This window comes from Nostoc sp. UHCC 0870, assembly GCF_022063185.1.
Lineage (GTDB): Bacteria > Cyanobacteriota > Cyanobacteriia > Cyanobacteriales > Nostocaceae > Trichormus.
Genome location: NZ_CP091914.1, coordinates 199,698 through 216,463 on the forward strand (window position 1 = coordinate 199,698; position 16,766 = coordinate 216,463).

19 protein-coding genes and 1 pseudogene are annotated in these 16,766 nt (G+C 42.3%); 16 read left to right on the plus strand and 4 right to left on the minus strand.

Translation table 11 applies throughout. From position 1 onward, the window contains the following. Positions 1–67 precede the first annotated feature (67 nt). The 14 genes from L6494_RS28020 (at position 68) to L6494_RS28085 (ending at position 10,488) form a co-directional block, all read left to right on the plus strand. Positions 68–295: a helix-turn-helix transcriptional regulator gene (locus L6494_RS28020; RefSeq protein ID WP_237996543.1), complete on the plus strand. Its 228-nt coding sequence runs from the start codon at positions 68–70 to the stop codon at positions 293–295. A gap of 88 nt (positions 296–383) precedes the next feature. Then, positions 384–707: a hypothetical protein gene (locus tag L6494_RS28025; RefSeq protein WP_237996546.1), complete on the plus strand. Its 324-nt coding sequence runs from the start codon at positions 384–386 to the stop codon at positions 705–707. 502 nt (positions 708–1,209) lie between these two features. Next, positions 1,210–2,025, plus strand: a complete 816-nt coding sequence (locus L6494_RS28030) for a hypothetical protein (RefSeq protein ID WP_237996547.1) — start codon at positions 1,210–1,212, stop codon at positions 2,023–2,025. Positions 2,026–2,193: 168 nt separating this feature from the next. Further along, the gene (locus L6494_RS28035) at positions 2,194–2,718 is read left to right on the plus strand and encodes a hypothetical protein (protein WP_237996549.1); all 525 of its coding nucleotides are present in this window, start codon (positions 2,194–2,196) and stop codon (positions 2,716–2,718) included. After that, positions 2,684–3,241, plus strand: a complete 558-nt coding sequence (locus L6494_RS28040) for a hypothetical protein (protein ID WP_237996551.1) — start codon at positions 2,684–2,686, stop codon at positions 3,239–3,241. Before L6494_RS28035 ends, L6494_RS28040 begins: the two co-directional genes overlap by 35 nt. Then, on the plus strand, positions 3,238–3,675 hold the full coding sequence (locus L6494_RS28045) for a hypothetical protein (RefSeq protein WP_237996553.1): 438 nt from the start codon (positions 3,238–3,240) through the stop codon (positions 3,673–3,675). Before L6494_RS28040 ends, L6494_RS28045 begins: the two co-directional genes overlap by 4 nt. A gap of 2 nt (positions 3,676–3,677) precedes the next feature. Continuing rightward, positions 3,678–4,346 (plus strand): hypothetical protein, encoded by a 669-nt coding sequence (locus L6494_RS28050; protein ID WP_237996555.1) that lies wholly within the window; start codon positions 3,678–3,680, stop codon positions 4,344–4,346. A 330-nt stretch (positions 4,347–4,676) separates the two neighbouring features. Then, a complete protein-coding gene (locus tag L6494_RS28055; protein ID WP_237996557.1) occupies positions 4,677–6,254 on the plus strand; it encodes a hypothetical protein in 1,578 nt (525 codons plus the stop codon). A gap of 22 nt (positions 6,255–6,276) precedes the next feature. Then, entirely contained in the window at positions 6,277–7,092 is an 816-nt protein-coding gene (locus L6494_RS28060) for a BRO-N domain-containing protein (protein ID WP_237996559.1), read from the plus strand. A 23-nt stretch (positions 7,093–7,115) separates the two neighbouring features. Further along, positions 7,116–7,316 (plus strand): type II toxin-antitoxin system RelE/ParE family toxin, encoded by a 201-nt coding sequence (locus tag L6494_RS28065; protein ID WP_237996561.1) that lies wholly within the window; start codon positions 7,116–7,118, stop codon positions 7,314–7,316. Positions 7,317–7,979: 663 nt separating this feature from the next. Further along, the gene (locus tag L6494_RS28070) at positions 7,980–8,270 is read left to right on the plus strand and encodes a hypothetical protein (protein ID WP_237996583.1); all 291 of its coding nucleotides are present in this window, start codon (positions 7,980–7,982) and stop codon (positions 8,268–8,270) included. Positions 8,271–8,352: 82 nt separating this feature from the next. Continuing rightward, positions 8,353–8,766 (plus strand): hypothetical protein, encoded by a 414-nt coding sequence (locus L6494_RS28075; protein ID WP_237996585.1) that lies wholly within the window; start codon positions 8,353–8,355, stop codon positions 8,764–8,766. Positions 8,767–8,840: 74 nt separating this feature from the next. Continuing rightward, the gene (locus tag L6494_RS28080; RefSeq protein ID WP_237996587.1) at positions 8,841–9,227 is read left to right on the plus strand and encodes a hypothetical protein; all 387 of its coding nucleotides are present in this window, start codon (positions 8,841–8,843) and stop codon (positions 9,225–9,227) included. Between the two features lie 73 nt (positions 9,228–9,300). Next, entirely contained in the window at positions 9,301–10,488 is a 1,188-nt protein-coding gene (locus tag L6494_RS28085; RefSeq protein ID WP_237996589.1) for a hypothetical protein, read from the plus strand. A gap of 7 nt (positions 10,489–10,495) precedes the next feature. On the opposite strand, the gene tnpB is transcribed toward L6494_RS28085, so the two are convergent. Continuing rightward, positions 10,496–11,704, minus strand: coding sequence for an IS200/IS605 family element RNA-guided endonuclease TnpB (gene tnpB, locus L6494_RS28090; protein WP_237996599.1), 1,209 nt, complete (start codon positions 11,702–11,704; stop codon positions 10,496–10,498). Then, entirely contained in the window at positions 11,688–12,092 is a 405-nt protein-coding gene (tnpA, locus tag L6494_RS28095; protein WP_237996608.1) for an IS200/IS605 family transposase, read from the minus strand. The genes tnpB and tnpA overlap by 17 nt, the downstream gene beginning before the upstream one ends. 87 nt (positions 12,093–12,179) lie before the next feature. Between tnpA and L6494_RS28100 the strand changes: the two genes are divergently transcribed. Next, entirely contained in the window at positions 12,180–15,269 is a 3,090-nt protein-coding gene (locus L6494_RS28100; protein WP_330911092.1) for a strawberry notch family protein, read from the plus strand. 190 nt (positions 15,270–15,459) lie between these two features. Here the strand turns inward: L6494_RS28100 and L6494_RS28105 are convergent. After that, positions 15,460–15,636, minus strand: a pseudogene (locus tag L6494_RS28105) (zinc ribbon domain-containing protein); the annotation flags it as partial. A gap of 87 nt (positions 15,637–15,723) precedes the next feature. Further along, positions 15,724–16,311 (minus strand): PEP-CTERM sorting domain-containing protein, encoded by a 588-nt coding sequence (locus tag L6494_RS28110; protein WP_237996610.1) that lies wholly within the window; start codon positions 16,309–16,311, stop codon positions 15,724–15,726. 145 nt (positions 16,312–16,456) lie between these two features. Here L6494_RS28110 and L6494_RS31015 point away from each other — a divergent pair, with 145 nt between their 5' ends. Then, the gene (locus L6494_RS31015; RefSeq protein ID WP_330911093.1) at positions 16,457–16,684 is read left to right on the plus strand and encodes a hypothetical protein; all 228 of its coding nucleotides are present in this window, start codon (positions 16,457–16,459) and stop codon (positions 16,682–16,684) included. Positions 16,685–16,766: the final 82 nt, after the last annotated feature.

The window sequence follows — 16,766 nt, forward strand, 5'->3', positions numbered from 1 at the left end:
CGATGAGGTCAGTCATCGGGACTTCTCCCAACACAGAACATACCTGTAGTCAGGAGCAATCGCAATTATGGCAGAAATCACAAGCTTAAATGACTTTTTCATTGAACATCCTATGTATCATCGTTCACTTGCCGAGCTAATGGGAGTCTCTACATCTATTGTTGATAAATGGAGTAATGGTGATCGCCGGGTCAGTCAAAGAACGCTAAAAGAGTTAAATAGGCTGCATATATTTTTAAATACCAATCCACAGATTAGAGACAAATATGTAAAAGTTGCACAATGTGCAGTTTAAAAGTAATAACTGCACATTGTGCAAGTAAATTTATTGCCCACCGAGAGTGGGTATTTTATTATTTAATCAGTTCAACAGTTCGACTCAAATGGAGCAGTTAAGCATAAAAGAGTGCCGGAATCTATTGCGGATTCAGTCGAAAGACACGATAAATAAATATCTAAAAGCTTTGAAGTTATTTGGTAACAAATACCTGAACTGGGAACAGATTAGGCAAGTGTTAGAACTGCAAATTTATTTGGGGTTAAAACACGGAAGGAACAGCAAAGAAAAGTTCTGTCAAATGACTCGCCAGCAGATTGAAGAAACATTTAAAAGTTATGGAGTTGATATTGATGCCAGATTAGAGTCCCTACAAAAAATACATAGAGACTCAGTACACAAAAATCAGAATCACGTTTCAATTCTCTAAAAAAATGCCCTGCCGAATTATTAGAAATTACAGCCTCATACATCTAGAGTGCAAGCATTAATCAGGTTTTTGCCCTTGATGACACACTACATTTATCCTGCTGAATTTACCATAAATCGCCTAAAAAAAAGATTGTCCAAATCATAGAGGCAAGTGTTACAGTAATAATACAAGTCTGAAACCGTTGTTAGAGATGGATTAAGCAAAATGTTAGGAAGCTGAATGTACCTGAAACGATTCTGAAACCCCCGAAAAAGGGTATGTTTTTTCTTGTGGAAGCAGTAAATGTAGTACAAACGGAATAAGTACAGATATCCAAATATACGGGAGTAACGCAATGTGTACAGAAAAGAGAAAAGGACAAAAACATCTCTTGATGGAGAAGTTGAGATAATAGAGAAAGAAGAGAGAAGTTCGTCAGGATTGTTAGAATTTTGTGTAGCGATTCTAACGATTAGCGTCTCAATTCTGACAGTTACTTTAATTTTGCAGAGCTTTAACCATGCCAGTAGTAATAGAGGATTGGATCGGACAATCAATCAACTTGAGAAGAGAATGTGAGAACATTCGTGGAACAAGAATCAGCAATCGCACATGGTATGAATGGGAACGATTGTGTGGTGCTTGTTATGCTCAAGGAAAGAAGGTTTCATCCAGACAATACACACAAGAACAGACAGAATTGCTGTTGTGTTTGGCATGGTTACGCAAGCATTATCCAAAAAGGAGAGTGACTTATAGAAGTTTGAGGGAATTTTCTAAAAGTAATGAATGGAGATACGATGAGGTATTATCCAAGTTCTGTGAACAAATCAATTCTGGTGAAACATTTGTAGCAGATGAAGTCAAGGAAGAACCCCAAAAAATCGCCTTGAGTGAGGTAAAGAAATGCTGCGATAGGATAATGAATCGAGAACTTTCTAGGAATTGTTGGGCGAGTTGGAAACAGTATTTGGGGATTCCAAAATATGAAAGGTTCGTAGATGAAGGAACTGCCTCACTGTTAACATACATGGCGTGTTGGCGACATGATCATCCCACAAAAAAATTCCCTTTGGTACGTCAATTAATAGTAATGATGACAAGTGCATCACGTCGGGCGATGACGATGGAAACAGCATCCAGTGCGAAGATGTGGCATCAATGGCGAATGAGAGGGTGTAAAGGTAAAGACTTACACAGGTATCTAGCCATGTGCGGTTACAAGGTGTCAATACGGACGTTGTATAAGTGGGGAGATTTCAGTCAACGAAGGCATTATTCAGTATCAGAGTTAGCTGAGTGGAAGGTAAAAGCAGCAAATAGGAGGTCTGCATGATCAAAATTCTAGATGGGTTCAATAATGTTTTAGCTTTCACAATTAATTTTGTGTTGTGCGGAGAATATTGCAATTTCAGTTAAGGAGTCAGGAATCAGAAGAGTTCAAGCCTGATTAATTCTGACTTCTGACTCCTGAGTTCTGAGTTCTAATCATTAAGGAGAAGATATGGCAGCGCGTAAAGGTGAATTAACAGTACAGGGCGAAGAAACCACTTCAATACAGCCCCAATCCAAGAGTATGGTCAAGGGCAGGAAACAATCAATCGCACCTGTACCTACTACATTTGCACTGGTAATTGAGCAGTTAGAAAATGCTTTTGATGAAGACTTACGCCTAGCAATTTTTGAGCGATTAATCAGAGAGCAACAACAAATTGCCCAACAGGTGACAGAAGAAGAAAAGCTGACCTTCGCTGTAGAAATCGCTAGATTGGAAGCAATTGAACAGGCCAGAGAAAAGGGGAAACAATCAGCCAGAGCAGAGATAGCACAAAGAAAAAGAGAGAAATTAGCAGTCGTCCAAAAACAATTTATCGAAGTAGACCTCGAAAAACTAATTGATAGTTGTGACCATTTACCTTATGAAACAATGAAACAAACAATTGATGGATTTGCATCTCGTTTAGGTGTGAAATTGGAGTGGAGAGAATTAGAAGATGGACAATTCGAGTGCAACGCCAGTGTCGCCTGAAGAAGCAGCTTCTGGCTACCTACAGGATGAAATTCAGGATTTCATTGGTTCTGTAAATCAAGGTAAAGGATTTAATGTCGTAACTGAAATCATCAGTGAGGAGGTACAACGCCAACTCGAATCACATTTACTGAATTTCCAAAAAGCGATCGCCCAGTCAAACTTAGCAGCAATTGAAGTGATGTCGCAGGAATTGCAGAGAATCAAAGAGGAATCTGCAACGTTAAGCGGGGTGATGGAGAGATTAGCGACAGCCGTTGCTCCAGATTTACCTGCAACAGAGGATGAAGTAGTTTCATTTCAGCAAGCGATTAATAACCTGGAGCAATATGGGGCAATTATTCCCTCGAAAGCAGATATTGTAGCGGCTCAATTCCGACTCAAAAACCAACGGGCTTGGTCATTGGTATGGCAAGCTTTAGCCAAACTGTTGATCAAGAAAGTGGAGAAAGTATTTACCAGCAAAGGAAAGAAGCCTGATCCATTAGAAGAAAAATTCAAACAACTGGAGGAAGAAATTTGAAAACAGCGTATTTTCACAGAGCGTACTGGTGCTATGAGAATAATTTAGGAATTGCCAAAATACATCATGAACCACTGGGGATTTTGGCAATCTTGTTTGAGAATGGCATTCCTATAATCAATGTGAATTTTTTAAAGAAAGATGAGTTTTCGTATTACTGGCAGAAGTACAAAAAACGAGGAATTACTTTACATCTAGGAATGAAAGTGGGAATTGATACTGAATTAACTAGGGTGATTGAGAAAGAGAATCTTTTCAAATTCCCTGAGATTAATTTAGAAATTAAAGTCGGAGATAATTCTCTAGCATTACCTCAGCAATTACACCAAAAAAGCCAGCGACATTTTCGGGCTATAGATGGAGAATGGCAGCAATTTGAAGATGACGTATTTGTAGAATATAAACCCTGTGATTCATTAATAGACGTGAGGTAGTTATGGTCAGAGGATCTAAGCCAGAAACGCCCAAAGATGGAGCAATGAACCTCTCTGATTTAGGTGGAGATGTCAGTAAAGCAATAGTCTTTCCAGATTCCCACTTTGGTCTAGAATCAGCAGTTTGGGAAAATGCCCAACGCATTGCTGATATGTTACCTGTGGATGTGAAAGTATTTGGTGATTTGACAGAAGAAGATATCGCTGATGCCCTAGACAAAGCCAAAGGTGCAGAATTTCAATCCAAAAACTGGACGGAATACTCCACAGCTACTAGTCGCTACCTCAAAGCTCTGTACAAAGTCAGAGAGAAGCAAGCCGAAGTCAGTGAAAATGTAGCTGAGGCTAGAGTGGCTCATGCGGAGTTGGAGAAAAACTTAGGGACTTCATTGGCTAATTTGGAGTCGAAATTCCGGCAAATTGTCGGTGGTTCACGTTCAGCGATTGCAGGAGTGCAAGATGACTTGACTATTAGTTTGGGTAAAATTGCTGATCAGTATTCTGAGTCCAAGGCTAAGAAACAGGAAAAACTGACGACTGAAAAAGCTCAAAAAGAACCAACTCCTTACGAAGAACAAACTTCTAATTTGGTGACTAGATTCCAAGAACTCAGGAATGCTCGATATTCAGGTACACCTGGGATTACGCAAAGGGTTAAAAATGTTGGTTGAAATAGAACTCAGAATTCAGAATTCAGAATTCAGCTTGTGGTAATCCAGAAGCTACGAGCAGTGCAAGAAATAAGATTTCCTACTCCTGAGTTCTGACTCCTGACTCCTGAATTCTTGATTGTTAAAGGAAAAAATGTCAGAAATTTGTAGATTATTGATTTGGATATGCGGGTTTGTAATAGCCAGTGCGATCGCGCAATTGATCAGTTTACTACCGTGGTCAGCACTCGTGATTGCAGTAGCTACAACTATCACTTACTCACAGGGTAAGAGTAGAAACTCAATGCTATTGCAGGTAATTGCGGTAGGTTTAGCGTTTGGGTGGGGTAAATGTTATTTTCTTGGTTAAAAATTAGTGCTACGGGACTGACTGCATTGGGATTATGTTTAACAGTTAATCCCAAAGATATGAAATTATTTGTGTCTGGTAACATCACAGCGATCGCACTCTCCTGTTATGCAGGTGTGGAGTTACGAAGGCTAGAGAAAATTTACCAGGATAAAGAACGACAAGAAGATATGTTGGCGGCTATGAAGGACACGCAAGCGGAGGAGCAATTACAGTTCCTTTCCTCTGCCGCCGAACGTAAGCGTCAGTTTGAAGAAGCGGACAAAGAAACTGAACGGCAATTGAAACTACTACAACAGACAGCACCTTTGTTTAGTGAAGTGTTGTCAGTTACGGGACAAAATGGGGCAGTCAACCGCATGGCCTTGGGGATGCTGCAAAATGGTGTCCCTCTAGGTAATGTCCTGCTGGCTACTTCAGAAGCAGAAATGCAATTGGAGCAAGCAAAACTACAAGCCCAAATTCACCAACGTCAGTTGGAATTACAAGCCCAACAAACACACAAAAGTGCGAATACTGAGGTGGTGACGGTGGCTACTTCCAGTGTTACACCTGTATCAACTGCATCATCTCCATTGCCTAAGATTGAAGGTTTAAAGAAGGCTGCAAAAGTTGTTGGACTCGAAACTGAGTGCCTTCGTGTTGACAAAGCACCCAGCTACGAGAGATTGGTATTCTCGGTAAGAACTGAAGATTTCAACATCCTGCCCAAATTCAAAGCTGCGTCTAAATTAGCTTTGGGTATCAGTGAGAAGGAAGATTTACCCTTCTATATATATGCACCGGAACAGATTGCAGTCGAACTGGCTTTAAAACCAGAAGAACGAACTTACTACGATTTCCCCCAACGGCAATGGCATCAAGGAGAAAGGCTGATTGTCCTGGGTCAATCCCTGGATGGAGAGGTAGTAATTGATTTAGCCAGTGAGGACACCCCACAGTTATTAGTGGTTGGTACTACTGGCTCTGGGAAGTCTAACTTCTTTCGCGCTGCTGGCTACTGTCTGCTGATGCAAGGGGCGCGAGTTGATGTTTGCGGCGGTAAAGTTTCGGACTACGAAGATTTCGCTGATCGTTTCCCAAGCATCACGATGAATGACATGGGTAAAACTTTTGAGTTCGTTGGCGAATATTTTCAGGAGTGCGTGAGTAGAAACTCCATGACCAAAGCTGAATTAGCACAAGAACCAGCATGGGTATTATTCATTGATGAGTACAAAGGTACTGTCCCCCTTGATGATCATCAACGCCGAACCTACGATCAGCAGTTATGTGAGGTTGGTCGTCGGGGTAGAGGACTCAAGATCCATGTTGTTGTGGGGTTACAACGTGCAGCCAAGAGAGGAAAAGAAGACCCCCAAGGTTTACCCCCAGATTTACGAGACAACTTACCTTGTCGAATTGCGTTCCGTTGTGTTGATGCTACCAGTGGGCGAATGATTCTTATGCGTCGGGGCGAAGCTGTGACATCTCTGCAAGGTCGTGGCGATGGGATTGTCCAGTCTGGGTTGTTGGACAGAAGATTTCAGGCTTATAGGTTTGAAGAAATTCCAGCTTAATTTTTGAAGGAGAAACCAAATTATGTCGAATTTAGCAGTTTTTGTGTTTGAGTCTCAAGAAGTCCGGTTTGTTGGTACAGCAGAGAAACCTGAGTGGGTAGCGGCTGATGTCTGTGCAATCCTAGACATTGATACTTCTGTTGCCGTCAATGGACAAATTAGAAAAGCGAAGGATGGCAGTACATATAGAGATGGGGGGCTTGATGAAGATGAAAAGGGTAGTCTCAATGTGAGTACCCCTGGCGGGGAGCAAGAAATGCTTACTGTGACTGAACCTGGACTGTACCGCCTCATCTTCAAATCCCGTAAACCAGTTGCCAAGAGATTTCAGCGATGGGTTTTTCATGAAGTCCTGCCATCGCTTCGTCGTACTGGCAAGTACGAAATACCCCATACTCCACAACAGAATCACAAACCCACCCTGGAGGAACTTCTCAATTTTGGACAAAAGGTTCTGGCTGGTACAAGGCTGAGTGCGGAACTACAAACCATCACTGTTGTCCGAGGTGTACAAGCCCTGTATCCAGAAATTGCGCCGATGGCCAAGGAACTGGTTGGAGCAATTCAGGAAATCGAAGCGACACCCGACCGACATTTATCACCAACTGCAATTGGCGAATTATATGCCCAAAGAAATGGTCTATCCAAGCCTATCAAACCCCATGTAGTGAATCAGGTTTTAGAAGCAGCAGGCTTGCAATATAAGGAAGTCGAAGTTAAGACCAATTCTCACGGTAAACAAAGCCACAAAAATATTTGGCATCTCACTGAAGCTGGCAAACGCTGGGGAACTGTTACGAGAGACAAAGCCAAAGTATTATCAAATACATTGCCTTAACTAATCCTGAAGCAGCAAGAACATTGGGTGAAAAACTCTTGCAGAAAGCTGCTGAGTTAAGCCAATTTCCCTTAAAAGGTCAAAAAGTACCTGAATTTGATGATAGTAACATCCGTCAGATTATTCTTAAGCCTTATCGTATCGTTTACCGAGTTGAAGAAGATAAAAAACAAATTAGTATTGCTCGATTTTGGCATTCAGCACAAGAGAGCTTAGAACTCTAATTTTTCTTAAGCACTATAAACTAAAAGAAGCTTTCAATGGTTATGTGAAAGCTTCTTTTTTTTTAACTATCTAATAGCTGAAACTTCACCCATCGCTCTTATATGTCATCGGTCTTGGCTTGCGCTTCTTCAGAGGCACTGGCGATTTCTTCGGAGCTTGCGGTGGTCGGCATTTCTCGCAGTACAAGGGACGCACACCAAAAAACAATTCGCAATTCGCAATTAAAAAAACTGGTTCTTCAGTCACTAGTATGCTAAAAACTTCTATAAATTAGCTCATATCTCTTGTTGAGAAATCAAGACAGCTTTTAATTTTGACGTTTTAGCTTTTGGAAAAAAATCTAGGTTATAACTGCTTAAAACCCTTGATTTTAAAGGCAAATCGTTAATTTAAATCTAAACTTTAGCATAATACATACGGAAGAGCCAAAAAAACTGCGAATTGCGAATTGCGAATTGTTTTTTGGTGCGCTCGGACTGTATATTCTCGGACATTGATGGTTTTGCTGGGCATTTTTAAAGGGGATTAATTTGTTTTTATATCTTAACTTTTGCAATAGATAATTCAAGTATTTAGATGTAAGTAGCCACACAGTTTTATATCTGTGCGGCTTTTTTAATGCTTCGCAAAGAGCTTGTGAAAAATCTTCGTCCAAATTCAAAATGCAAAACTACGAAATAATCCTCACAAATAACCAAAGTGAGAAGGTATTACAAAACTTAATTACTTTGGGCGATCATACTCACTTTTTAGAGGCTTTAGATGATTGTTACAAAACTCTGTTAGGTCGGGGAGATTACTGGTTTGAAACCGATAAAAATACATATTTCACAGTAATTGAATTAGTAACAGATATTGCTATTACTTGTCAGCTTATTGAAGGATTAATCTTGAATGCAGTTCCTTTGGCATCAGATTTAATCTGGGAGATGCACCCCGCTTTTAATAGTTGATAAAGATTACGAATTAGATATACGGGCATAAGAAGGCTTCGCCAAAAGCTTGTGAAAATCCGCTTCAATCAAGGAAAATCAAATGACTATACAATCGACAATCACCCTCTTAATTGAAATTGTTTTCTGGGCAACTCTACTAGTGCTGATGACTGATTTTGTGAATGGATTTTTTGATTTGTGGTGGAGTCAGAACTTAGCACCAGTTTCAGCAATTACACCTCAATTAGATACTGAAACACAACAAATTACCACTAACAAACCCCAGCAGAAGCTCATTCCTGACCCTTGGGAACTACCCATAGAAACACAAAATAATACTTCCGAAACGCAATCAAATGTGCTTCTCTTCCCTACATTAAGACTGCTACCGCCAGCAAAAGAAGTACAAACAAAACGCAAAAGAACTACCAAGAAATCAACTACAACTAAACCCAAATCTGCCAAAGATAAATCGCCTCAGAAAACCAGCAGATCACGCAAGAAAGCTGCTTAGTTCAGAAATATCAGCAATTGAGCGATCAGTTGATATTTATGATCGCTCAAACTCATCATTAAATAATCAAAAAAATGCAAGCAGCGTACTGTGCATTAGTGGTTGCGCTTAAGTATGCTCCAGTTGACTCAGATTTTGCGATTGCCCGACAGCATCTAGAAACAGCGATCGCACTTTCTGGAGAATATCACCAGTTGTACTGGAGTATTTTCTGGAAAACATCACCAGAGAGACTCAAAAGGCGAATACGTTCTCAGTGCCATGAATTAGCGTTTGATAGTTATTCACACATGGTCGAGTTGGCTGAGTTGGTAAATAAGTATGCAACTGAGCAAACCTCTCGCAATATCCCACAGCCAAAGTCCTGGCAAGAATTTGTGAACAACCTAGAACTTGCGTTTGAGTGGATTGCGCGTGAGCATTCCGCAGAAATCTACGTTAAGCAGTTGAGTTTGATTTGATACTGCTCTGGACATTCCCCAGAGTAGTTACGGCTACGCCAAGTTTTTGTGAAACAATAAATATATATCTATTATGGTTAGCCAAATTGCTACACAAGGTTGTCTGTTCAACTTGACAACCGTTCTGGATTACGGGCAATCACTCCTCAATGTTGCCCAGGAATTAACTAAAACCTTAATTGATCATCGCCCGTTAACCACCAAAACAATCCAGGCGCAGATGAATCGTTGTTTCTCTGGTACTGCGGCTGAGGGGGCATGGCAGTGGAAAGATGCCTACGAAGCTGTGGAAGTTGCGGCAATTCTATATCTGCGGAACAAGGGATTATCTGAAAATCCTTTGGAAGAACTGCAATTGATTGAGTCTCTGTGTCCCACGCACACCCGCCGCAGTGAAGAACAATTGCAACTCCAGCAGTTTTCTACGCCTTTGTCTCTGGCATACTTGGTTTCTCTAGCAGGACAAATCACTAACAACGATTTGGTGTTAGAACCATCTGCTGGCACTGGTATTCTGGCACAGTTTGCAAAGCTCCAAGGGGCAAGCCTGATGCTCAACGAGTTGGCAGAAGATCGGGCGCAGATTCTGCGACGGCTGTTTCCTGGCGTTCCACTATTTCAGGTGAATGCCGAACAAATCAACGACTATCTGGCAGGGAAAACTCAGCCTTCAGTAGTCCTGATGAATCCTCCTTTCTCTACGTCACCCAAAATTAACAGCCGCAACCCTGATGCTACGCCACGGCACATCAACTCAGCATTGCAACGGTTGGCAGATGGCGGACGGTTGGTGACAATCTCTGCAAACTGGTTTTCTCCCAATAATCCCACTTGGCGCGAGACTTTTGTTAAGTTTCAGGAGAAAGCAACGGTTGTGCTTTCGGTTGGTGTCAGTGGGAAAGTGTACTCCAAGCACGGGACGACAATGGAAACCCGAATTACGGTAATCGATAAAGTCCCGACTGACTCTACCGACATCCCGTGTATTCCCGAAACCCTAGACTTACCCGAAATACTGGCATTGATTGAGCAATTGCCTCAGCGTTCGCAGTGGCAGCGTTCAACTATGAAAGCTGTTATTGCGGCGAAGGTAGTCAACCTGCCAAAGCGTATTGCAGTCCCACAACCAGAATCATCCACACAAATCCTAGATGTAGTCGTTCTGGAATATGAGGTGATCGAGTGGTCTGCTAGCGAAGGTCTGAAAGATGCCCTTTACGAAACCTATCGCCCACAAAGGCTGAGATTGAACCTCGCATGACTAGAAGTCACGCGATTCCTGCTTCAACGATCTCTGCCTGAATTGCTCCAGGACTGACGAGTTCTCCACAGGCATTTTGAGCATCCGGCGCACCGACGGCTGCTATTAATCTCAATCCCTCACCTAATATGTTCAAAGCTGCGTTATTGTCTCTCAAGTTGTAACCACTACAGCCAGGACAAGCCCATTCACGTAACTTTAAATCTTTGACCAAAGGGTTGATAAAACCACAGTGATTGCAAGTCTGAGAGGATGGATAAAATGTACCAACTTTCTGCACAATTCTGTCATGCCACAAGGCTTTATATTCAAGCATGGCAACAAACTTAGACCAACTAGCGTCTGAAATACTCAATGCTAATTTATGGTTTTTTACCATATTGACAACTCGCAAATCCTCAATACAGATAATGCTATTTTCTTTGATTAAACGAGTTGACAGCTTATGCAGAAAGTCATCCCGGAGATTGGTAATTCTTTCGTAGCTACGAGCCAGCTTGGTTTTCGCTTTGACTCTATTGTTACTACCTTTTAAGCTACGAGATAGTTTTTTATTTGCTTTACGTAATTTCCTTTTTTGACTTCGGTAATATTTAGGATTGTCTACAACTTCGCCGTCGCTTGTAACAAGGTAAGATTTAATCCCCAAGTCTAAACCAATGTTTTGAGTAACTTGAGGATATTTTTCTACCTCTGTTTCACACAGAATACTAGCAACGTATTTACCTGATGAAGTACGAGTTACAGTAACGTTTACAAGTTTTCCAGTAATTTCCTGAGATTTATGGAACTTTACCCATCCTAGTTTGGGGAGCTTTAAACGATTCTCTATTACCTGGATGTTACCGTTTGTTAGATTCGTCTTGTAAGACTGCTTGCAACTATGCTTCTTTTTGAACTTAGGAAAACCTACTCCTTTTTTGCCTTTGACCTTTTTTAAATCAGCAAAAAAGTTTTTGTATGCTGTCTCTAAATTCTTGAGCGAGTTTTGGAGAGCAAACTTATCTACTTCTTTAAGCCATTCAATTTCTTTTTTTAGTACAGTTAGTTGCTGGCTGCAAGCGTTGTAGCTTAAAGTCTTCTGTTCGGATTGATATAGCTCTTGCTTTAATGCTAGAAAGTGGTTATAAACAAACCTTGCACAACCAATACTCTTATTGATTAAGACTTCTTGATTGTGGTTAGGAATGAGTGTAACTTTAAACGCTTTCTGCATTTTGGTTCTCAATATACTTTTTTACTTGTGCTTCTGTATTTTCGCTAACTGTTGAAACAAAATATGAAGGATTCCAGAGATGACCTCCCCATAGCTTTTTCTTGAGTTGGGGAAACTTTAAAAACAGTTTCCTGGCTGATATTCCCTTTAGCATTTTGACTATATTAGGGATGGTGTGCTGAGGCGTTGCAGACACTAAAACATGAACATGGTCTTCTACGACCTCAAGACTCTCGACTTTGAACTTGTAAAGAATTGCTGTCTCAACTAGAACCTCTTTCAGAAAATCGGCTATTTCATCTTTCAGCACTTTATGTCTATATTTAACACACCATACAATATGGTACTCAATTGCATAAACATATCCTCTGCCGTGTTTTACTTCCATACCTTACCCTACCATGTGCATGACCATGTGTAAAGCAAAATATAGAAATATGGAACGCCTAACTCATGACTAGAAGCTCGCACAAGAGTGCGGCTTGCAGAAATCAAGGACGCAAAACCACATCCGTCGCTCCTTTGTGAAAGTGCAGCCTTGGCACTTGTTTCACCACCAGCACCCACCTACAAACCACATCTCCCACATAATATTGTTACCCAAGGCTTGCTATCTGAAGCACAATTAGAAAGCGTGATCTACGCAGGTCAAGCGCACTCTGAGTTTCTTTCAGGCTCATATGTGGTCAATGATTTTTGGGACAATATTACAGTAGCAGCAAATAGCGAAGAAAATGCCGTTAGATTTCGCCGTGGCTGGTTTCTAGGTGACGGGACTGGTGCAGGTAAAGGACGACAGTGTGCAGGTATTATATTAGACAATTGGTGTCAGGGACGCAAGAAAGCCATCTGGATATCCAAAAGTTCCGCACTAATTGAAGATGCCCGACGTGATTGGTGTGCTTTAGGAGGTAATGAGAAAGACATTATCGACCTGAGTAATATCAAACTAGGCGATCCAATCCCCTTCACCCACGGCATTCTGTTCTGCACCTACTCAACTATGCGCTCGCAAAAGAACGGCAAAAGTCGGCTTAAGCAGATTGTTGAATGGGCAGGCAAGAACTTTGAGGGTGCGATCTCATTCGATGAATGCCACGCGATGGGCAACGCAATGGCGCAAGAGGGGAAACTTGGTATGGTGGCAGCATCCCAGCAAGGTATTGTCGGGCTGCGACTGCAAAACGCACTCCCTTTAGCACGAGTTGTCTATATCTCTGCCACCGGCGCAACCAAAGTATCTAACTTGTCCTATGCTAACCGTTTAGGGCTTTGGCAAACCGGCGACTTCCCGTTTACCTCCCGTGAGGATTTTGTGGAATCCATTGAGGGCGGTGGTATTGCGGCAATGGAAGTGGTGGCGCGGGACTTGAAGGCGTTGGGATTGTATCTGGCGCGATCTCTCTCTTTTGAAGGAGTGGAATATGAGACATTAGAAATCGAGTTAACACTGTCTCAGGAATGTATCTACAACAAATACGCCGATGCCTTTGAAATTATCCACAATAACTTGCACAAAGCATTAGAGGCTTGCAACATTTCCGGTGCAAAAACATACAATCGTATGGCTAAAATGTCTGCATTGTCTCAGTTTGAGTCACATAAGCAAAGATTCTTTAATCATCTGCTCACGGGGATGAAATGTCCCATGCTGATCAAAGCAATTGAGCAAGATTTAGCCCAAGGTAATGCTGTTGTCATTCAAATAGTTTCGACTAATGAGGAATTACTCAAACGCCGACTGAATGAGGTTTCGCTAGAAGAGTGGAAGGATCTCAATCTTGACCTGACTCCACGGGAATACGTCATGGACTACCTGTTAAGTGCGTTTCCTATCCACTTACACGAGATTCATTCGGGTGAAGATGGAGATGAACGCTCCGAACCAGCCTTTGATGCCGATGGTTCTCCGATTGTTTCGGCTGAAGCTGTGGCCTTAAGAGATGCCCTGGTTGACCGACTGGCAAGCCTTGACCCCATCCCTGGTGCTTTAGAACAACTGTTGTGGCACTTTGGTCATAAACAAGTTGCTGAAGTCACAGGTCGTAGCAAACGAGTCCTTAAGGATGATTCCGGGCGATTGTTTGTTGATTCACGGGGTGCTGGTGCGAATATTGCTGAGACCACAGCATTTATGGCTGATGTGAAACAAATACTCATCTTCTCTGATGCTGGTGGTACTGGCAGGAGTTACCATGCTGATTTGAATGCTGTGAATCGTAGAAGGCGATCGCACTATTTGCTCGAAGCCGGTTGGAGGGCTGATAACGCGATTCAAGGGCTTGGGCGATCGCACCGGACTAACCAAGCCTCAGCACCAGTGTTCCGTCCAGTTACTACTAATGTGCGCGGTGAACGTCGATTCATCAGCACGATTGCTAGACGGCTGGACAGCCTGGGCGCACTGACACGGGGGCAACGGCAGACTGGGGGGAATGGAATATTCGACACTAAGGATAATCTTGAATCCCAGTACGCAGAGTACGCACTGTATGAGTTATTCAAGCAAATCTTCCAAGGTCGATTCTATGAAGTTCCACTAGGGACATTCGAGCAGATGACAGGACTATCGCTAACATCTCACGAAGGCGGTATGAAAATAGATTTGCCACCTCTGCGACAGTTCCTCAATCGGCTGCTGGCTTTAAGGATTGGGATGCAAAACGTGATTTTCGAGCGTTTTGAACTTTTGTTAAGTCAACAAATCGAGACTGCGATCGCCAATGGAATCTTTGAGGTGGGTGTAGAAACTCTTCGGGCTGAACAGTTTACCATTGATAGTCAGGAATCGGTTTATACACATCCTCAAACTGGTAGCGTGACCAATTACCTGAAGATTGAGCGAGTTCAACGGAACAACATCAGAACGGCTGAGGAAATGCTGGTGTTTGTTGACAAGTATCAGGGGCAATTTCTGATCAACTCCAAGTCCGGGAATGCTGGTGTATCAATTCCTACTCATAGCATATTTGATAGTGACGGTGGTGTTGTTCCACGGGTTTTGCTTGTCCGACCACAGAAAGAGACTCGCGTACCTGTCGATAAGTTGGAATCATCGACTTGGAAGCAGGTTTCGGCTGAGGCGTTTGTTGCGGCGTGGTCGAAGGAAGTAGACGAACTGCCCAGATTCACTACTGATTACTTGCATTTGGTTACGGGCATACTGCTACCAATCTGGAAAATTCTGCCGCAGAAGAACAGCCGGGTCTTTCGGTTGCAGGCTTCGGATGGACAGAAGATTCTTGGTCGGATGGTTCAAGCAGTAGATATCCAATCTGTGGCTGAACAGCTTGGGATAAAGAACAAACTGTTAAGTCCAGGAGAATTGGTTTCACTGGTGCTGAATGAAGGTTATTCTCAGCAGTTGCCCGGTGGTGTAACTTTGCGTCGTTCTTACATCGCTGGTGAGCCACGCATTGAGTTAGTTGATGCTTTGTCCTTAGTTGATCAGCTTGTGGCTGTTGGATGTTTCACCGAAATAATTCAATGGCGTAAGCGGGTATTTGTACCAACCGGAGAGCGCGCTGCGGCTGTTCTGGCGGCGGTGATTGGGATCCTGGGGTGATCAGGGTAAAGCGATGTGGTTTTTACCCATCGCTTTGTTTTCTGGAAGTCCTTTAAATCTGTAGCCGTTACTCTGGTTGACACTCTCACCTTCAAGGCTTTGCCTGTGAAGGGAGATTCTTGTTTCATCCCCACTTACCTAGACTAGTATTACTACTAGCCCCCGACAGTACGAGTCAACAAGCATTTTCTCATACCGTCTGCCCAACGGCATTTACACCACGATTTCTAATTACCTGCGAAGCAGCAACATCTCGATTTGTTGTATATCCACATTCAGGGCAAAAATGTATTCTTACATCGAGTGTTTTCTTGCCTGTATGTGCATCACAATTGGGACAAGTTTGGCTAGTTCCATCTTTATTTACTTAGCTAAAACTGTGCCGGGAGTCTTCTTGCTCCATTAAAGATAGCTTAGAGCTTTTCTTAGTGCCATTCGCTACTTGTTGAGTAATTCATGCTTCAGATTTCGTCTTACCAGCTTTTTTAGAGACAGCAATTGCACCAACTCCAAACAATAGACCTAGTAGGGAAGTGGGTTCTGGTACTGATGTAGATGAAGAACTCAGGGTAATATTGGTAGCAGAATCTTGATAGATGTATGTTCCTGCCCGTCCCACTTCACCCGTCAAGGTAATTTCAGAGCTTGAAGTTCTTTCTAAGGTATATCTTGGAGCATCAAAAGCAATGCCAAAATCAATTACTAAATTCCAATTCGACCTAGAATCAAGCTCAAAATCAACATCTGGGGTTAAGTTACCGCCATTAGTAGAGCCTCTCTTCAAATTCAGGTCTAGATTGTTGACGGATAGCTCCCAATCACTCAAAGTCCCGTCCTCTGAGTAAACTATGAATCCCGAATATTCGCTCTCTTCTGGCAAAAAGTTCTCTAGAAATGGGGTAGTAGCATCGACTAAGGTAAAATCACCCGAAAATTCTTGTCTAGTTACAATAGCTCCCAGCACGGGAGTAGCATGAAATATGCTTGCAACTACCAAACCAATCAGGGCGACGCTAACCTTGGGGAGTCGAACTTGATTCATGGAAGGGGTATGCTATTTAAAATTTTTCAATAGATGATATCACATCCAACGCAACTTCCGATACATTCGGCATATTCCTGCTATTATTTGCTGGGGGCAGGGTAAGCATTAGCGATACTAATGTTAATCTTTTTAATATTTTTTAATGTCCAAGATGAATATTCCGCAGGTAAAAGCGGAATGTTTGCGGCTGCTGGCAACGTTAAAATTAGATCCAGCACGGATGCAATTGATTTCTGGGTTTGTAGACACCTATTTGCGCCTGGATGCAGCCGAAGAGCAATCTTTTCAAGCGACTATCGATACAATGGGGTTAACACAGCAGGAGGAAATCATGGAAATTGTTACTAATTGGGGAGAGAAATCTGCCTAAAAAACAAGAGAAGAGATTGCAGTGAATCTACTGCGTGAAGGGATGTCTACTGAGACAATTGTGCGAGTCACAGGGTTAACGC

Excerpts from the sequence above, each read along its gene's own strand:
- L6494_RS28020 (WP_237996543.1), top strand. The coding sequence starts at position 68 with ATGGCAGAAATCACAAGCTTAAATGACTTTTTCATTGAACATCCTATG.
- L6494_RS28025 (WP_237996546.1), top strand. The coding sequence starts at position 384 with ATGGAGCAGTTAAGCATAAAAGAGTGCCGGAATCTATTGCGGATTCAG.
- L6494_RS28030 (WP_237996547.1), top strand. The coding sequence starts at position 1,210 with ATGCCAGTAGTAATAGAGGATTGGATCGGACAATCAATCAACTTGAGA.
- L6494_RS28035 (WP_237996549.1), top strand. The coding sequence starts at position 2,194 with ATGGCAGCGCGTAAAGGTGAATTAACAGTACAGGGCGAAGAAACCACT.
- L6494_RS28040 (WP_237996551.1), top strand. The coding sequence starts at position 2,684 with ATGGACAATTCGAGTGCAACGCCAGTGTCGCCTGAAGAAGCAGCTTCT.
- L6494_RS28050 (WP_237996555.1), top strand. The coding sequence starts at position 3,678 with ATGGTCAGAGGATCTAAGCCAGAAACGCCCAAAGATGGAGCAATGAAC.
- L6494_RS28055 (WP_237996557.1), top strand. The coding sequence starts at position 4,677 with ATGTTATTTTCTTGGTTAAAAATTAGTGCTACGGGACTGACTGCATTG.
- L6494_RS28060 (WP_237996559.1), top strand. The coding sequence starts at position 6,277 with ATGTCGAATTTAGCAGTTTTTGTGTTTGAGTCTCAAGAAGTCCGGTTT.
- L6494_RS28070 (WP_237996583.1), top strand. The coding sequence starts at position 7,980 with ATGCAAAACTACGAAATAATCCTCACAAATAACCAAAGTGAGAAGGTA.
- L6494_RS28075 (WP_237996585.1), top strand. The coding sequence starts at position 8,353 with ATGACTATACAATCGACAATCACCCTCTTAATTGAAATTGTTTTCTGG.
- L6494_RS28080 (WP_237996587.1), top strand. The coding sequence starts at position 8,841 with ATGCAAGCAGCGTACTGTGCATTAGTGGTTGCGCTTAAGTATGCTCCA.
- L6494_RS28085 (WP_237996589.1), top strand. The coding sequence starts at position 9,301 with ATGGTTAGCCAAATTGCTACACAAGGTTGTCTGTTCAACTTGACAACC.
- tnpB (WP_237996599.1), bottom strand. The coding sequence starts at position 11,704 with ATGCAGAAAGCGTTTAAAGTTACACTCATTCCTAACCACAATCAAGAA.
- tnpA (WP_237996608.1), bottom strand. The coding sequence starts at position 12,092 with ATGGAAGTAAAACACGGCAGAGGATATGTTTATGCAATTGAGTACCAT.
- L6494_RS28110 (WP_237996610.1), bottom strand. The coding sequence starts at position 16,311 with ATGAATCAAGTTCGACTCCCCAAGGTTAGCGTCGCCCTGATTGGTTTG.
- L6494_RS31015 (WP_330911093.1), top strand. The coding sequence starts at position 16,457 with ATGTCCAAGATGAATATTCCGCAGGTAAAAGCGGAATGTTTGCGGCTG.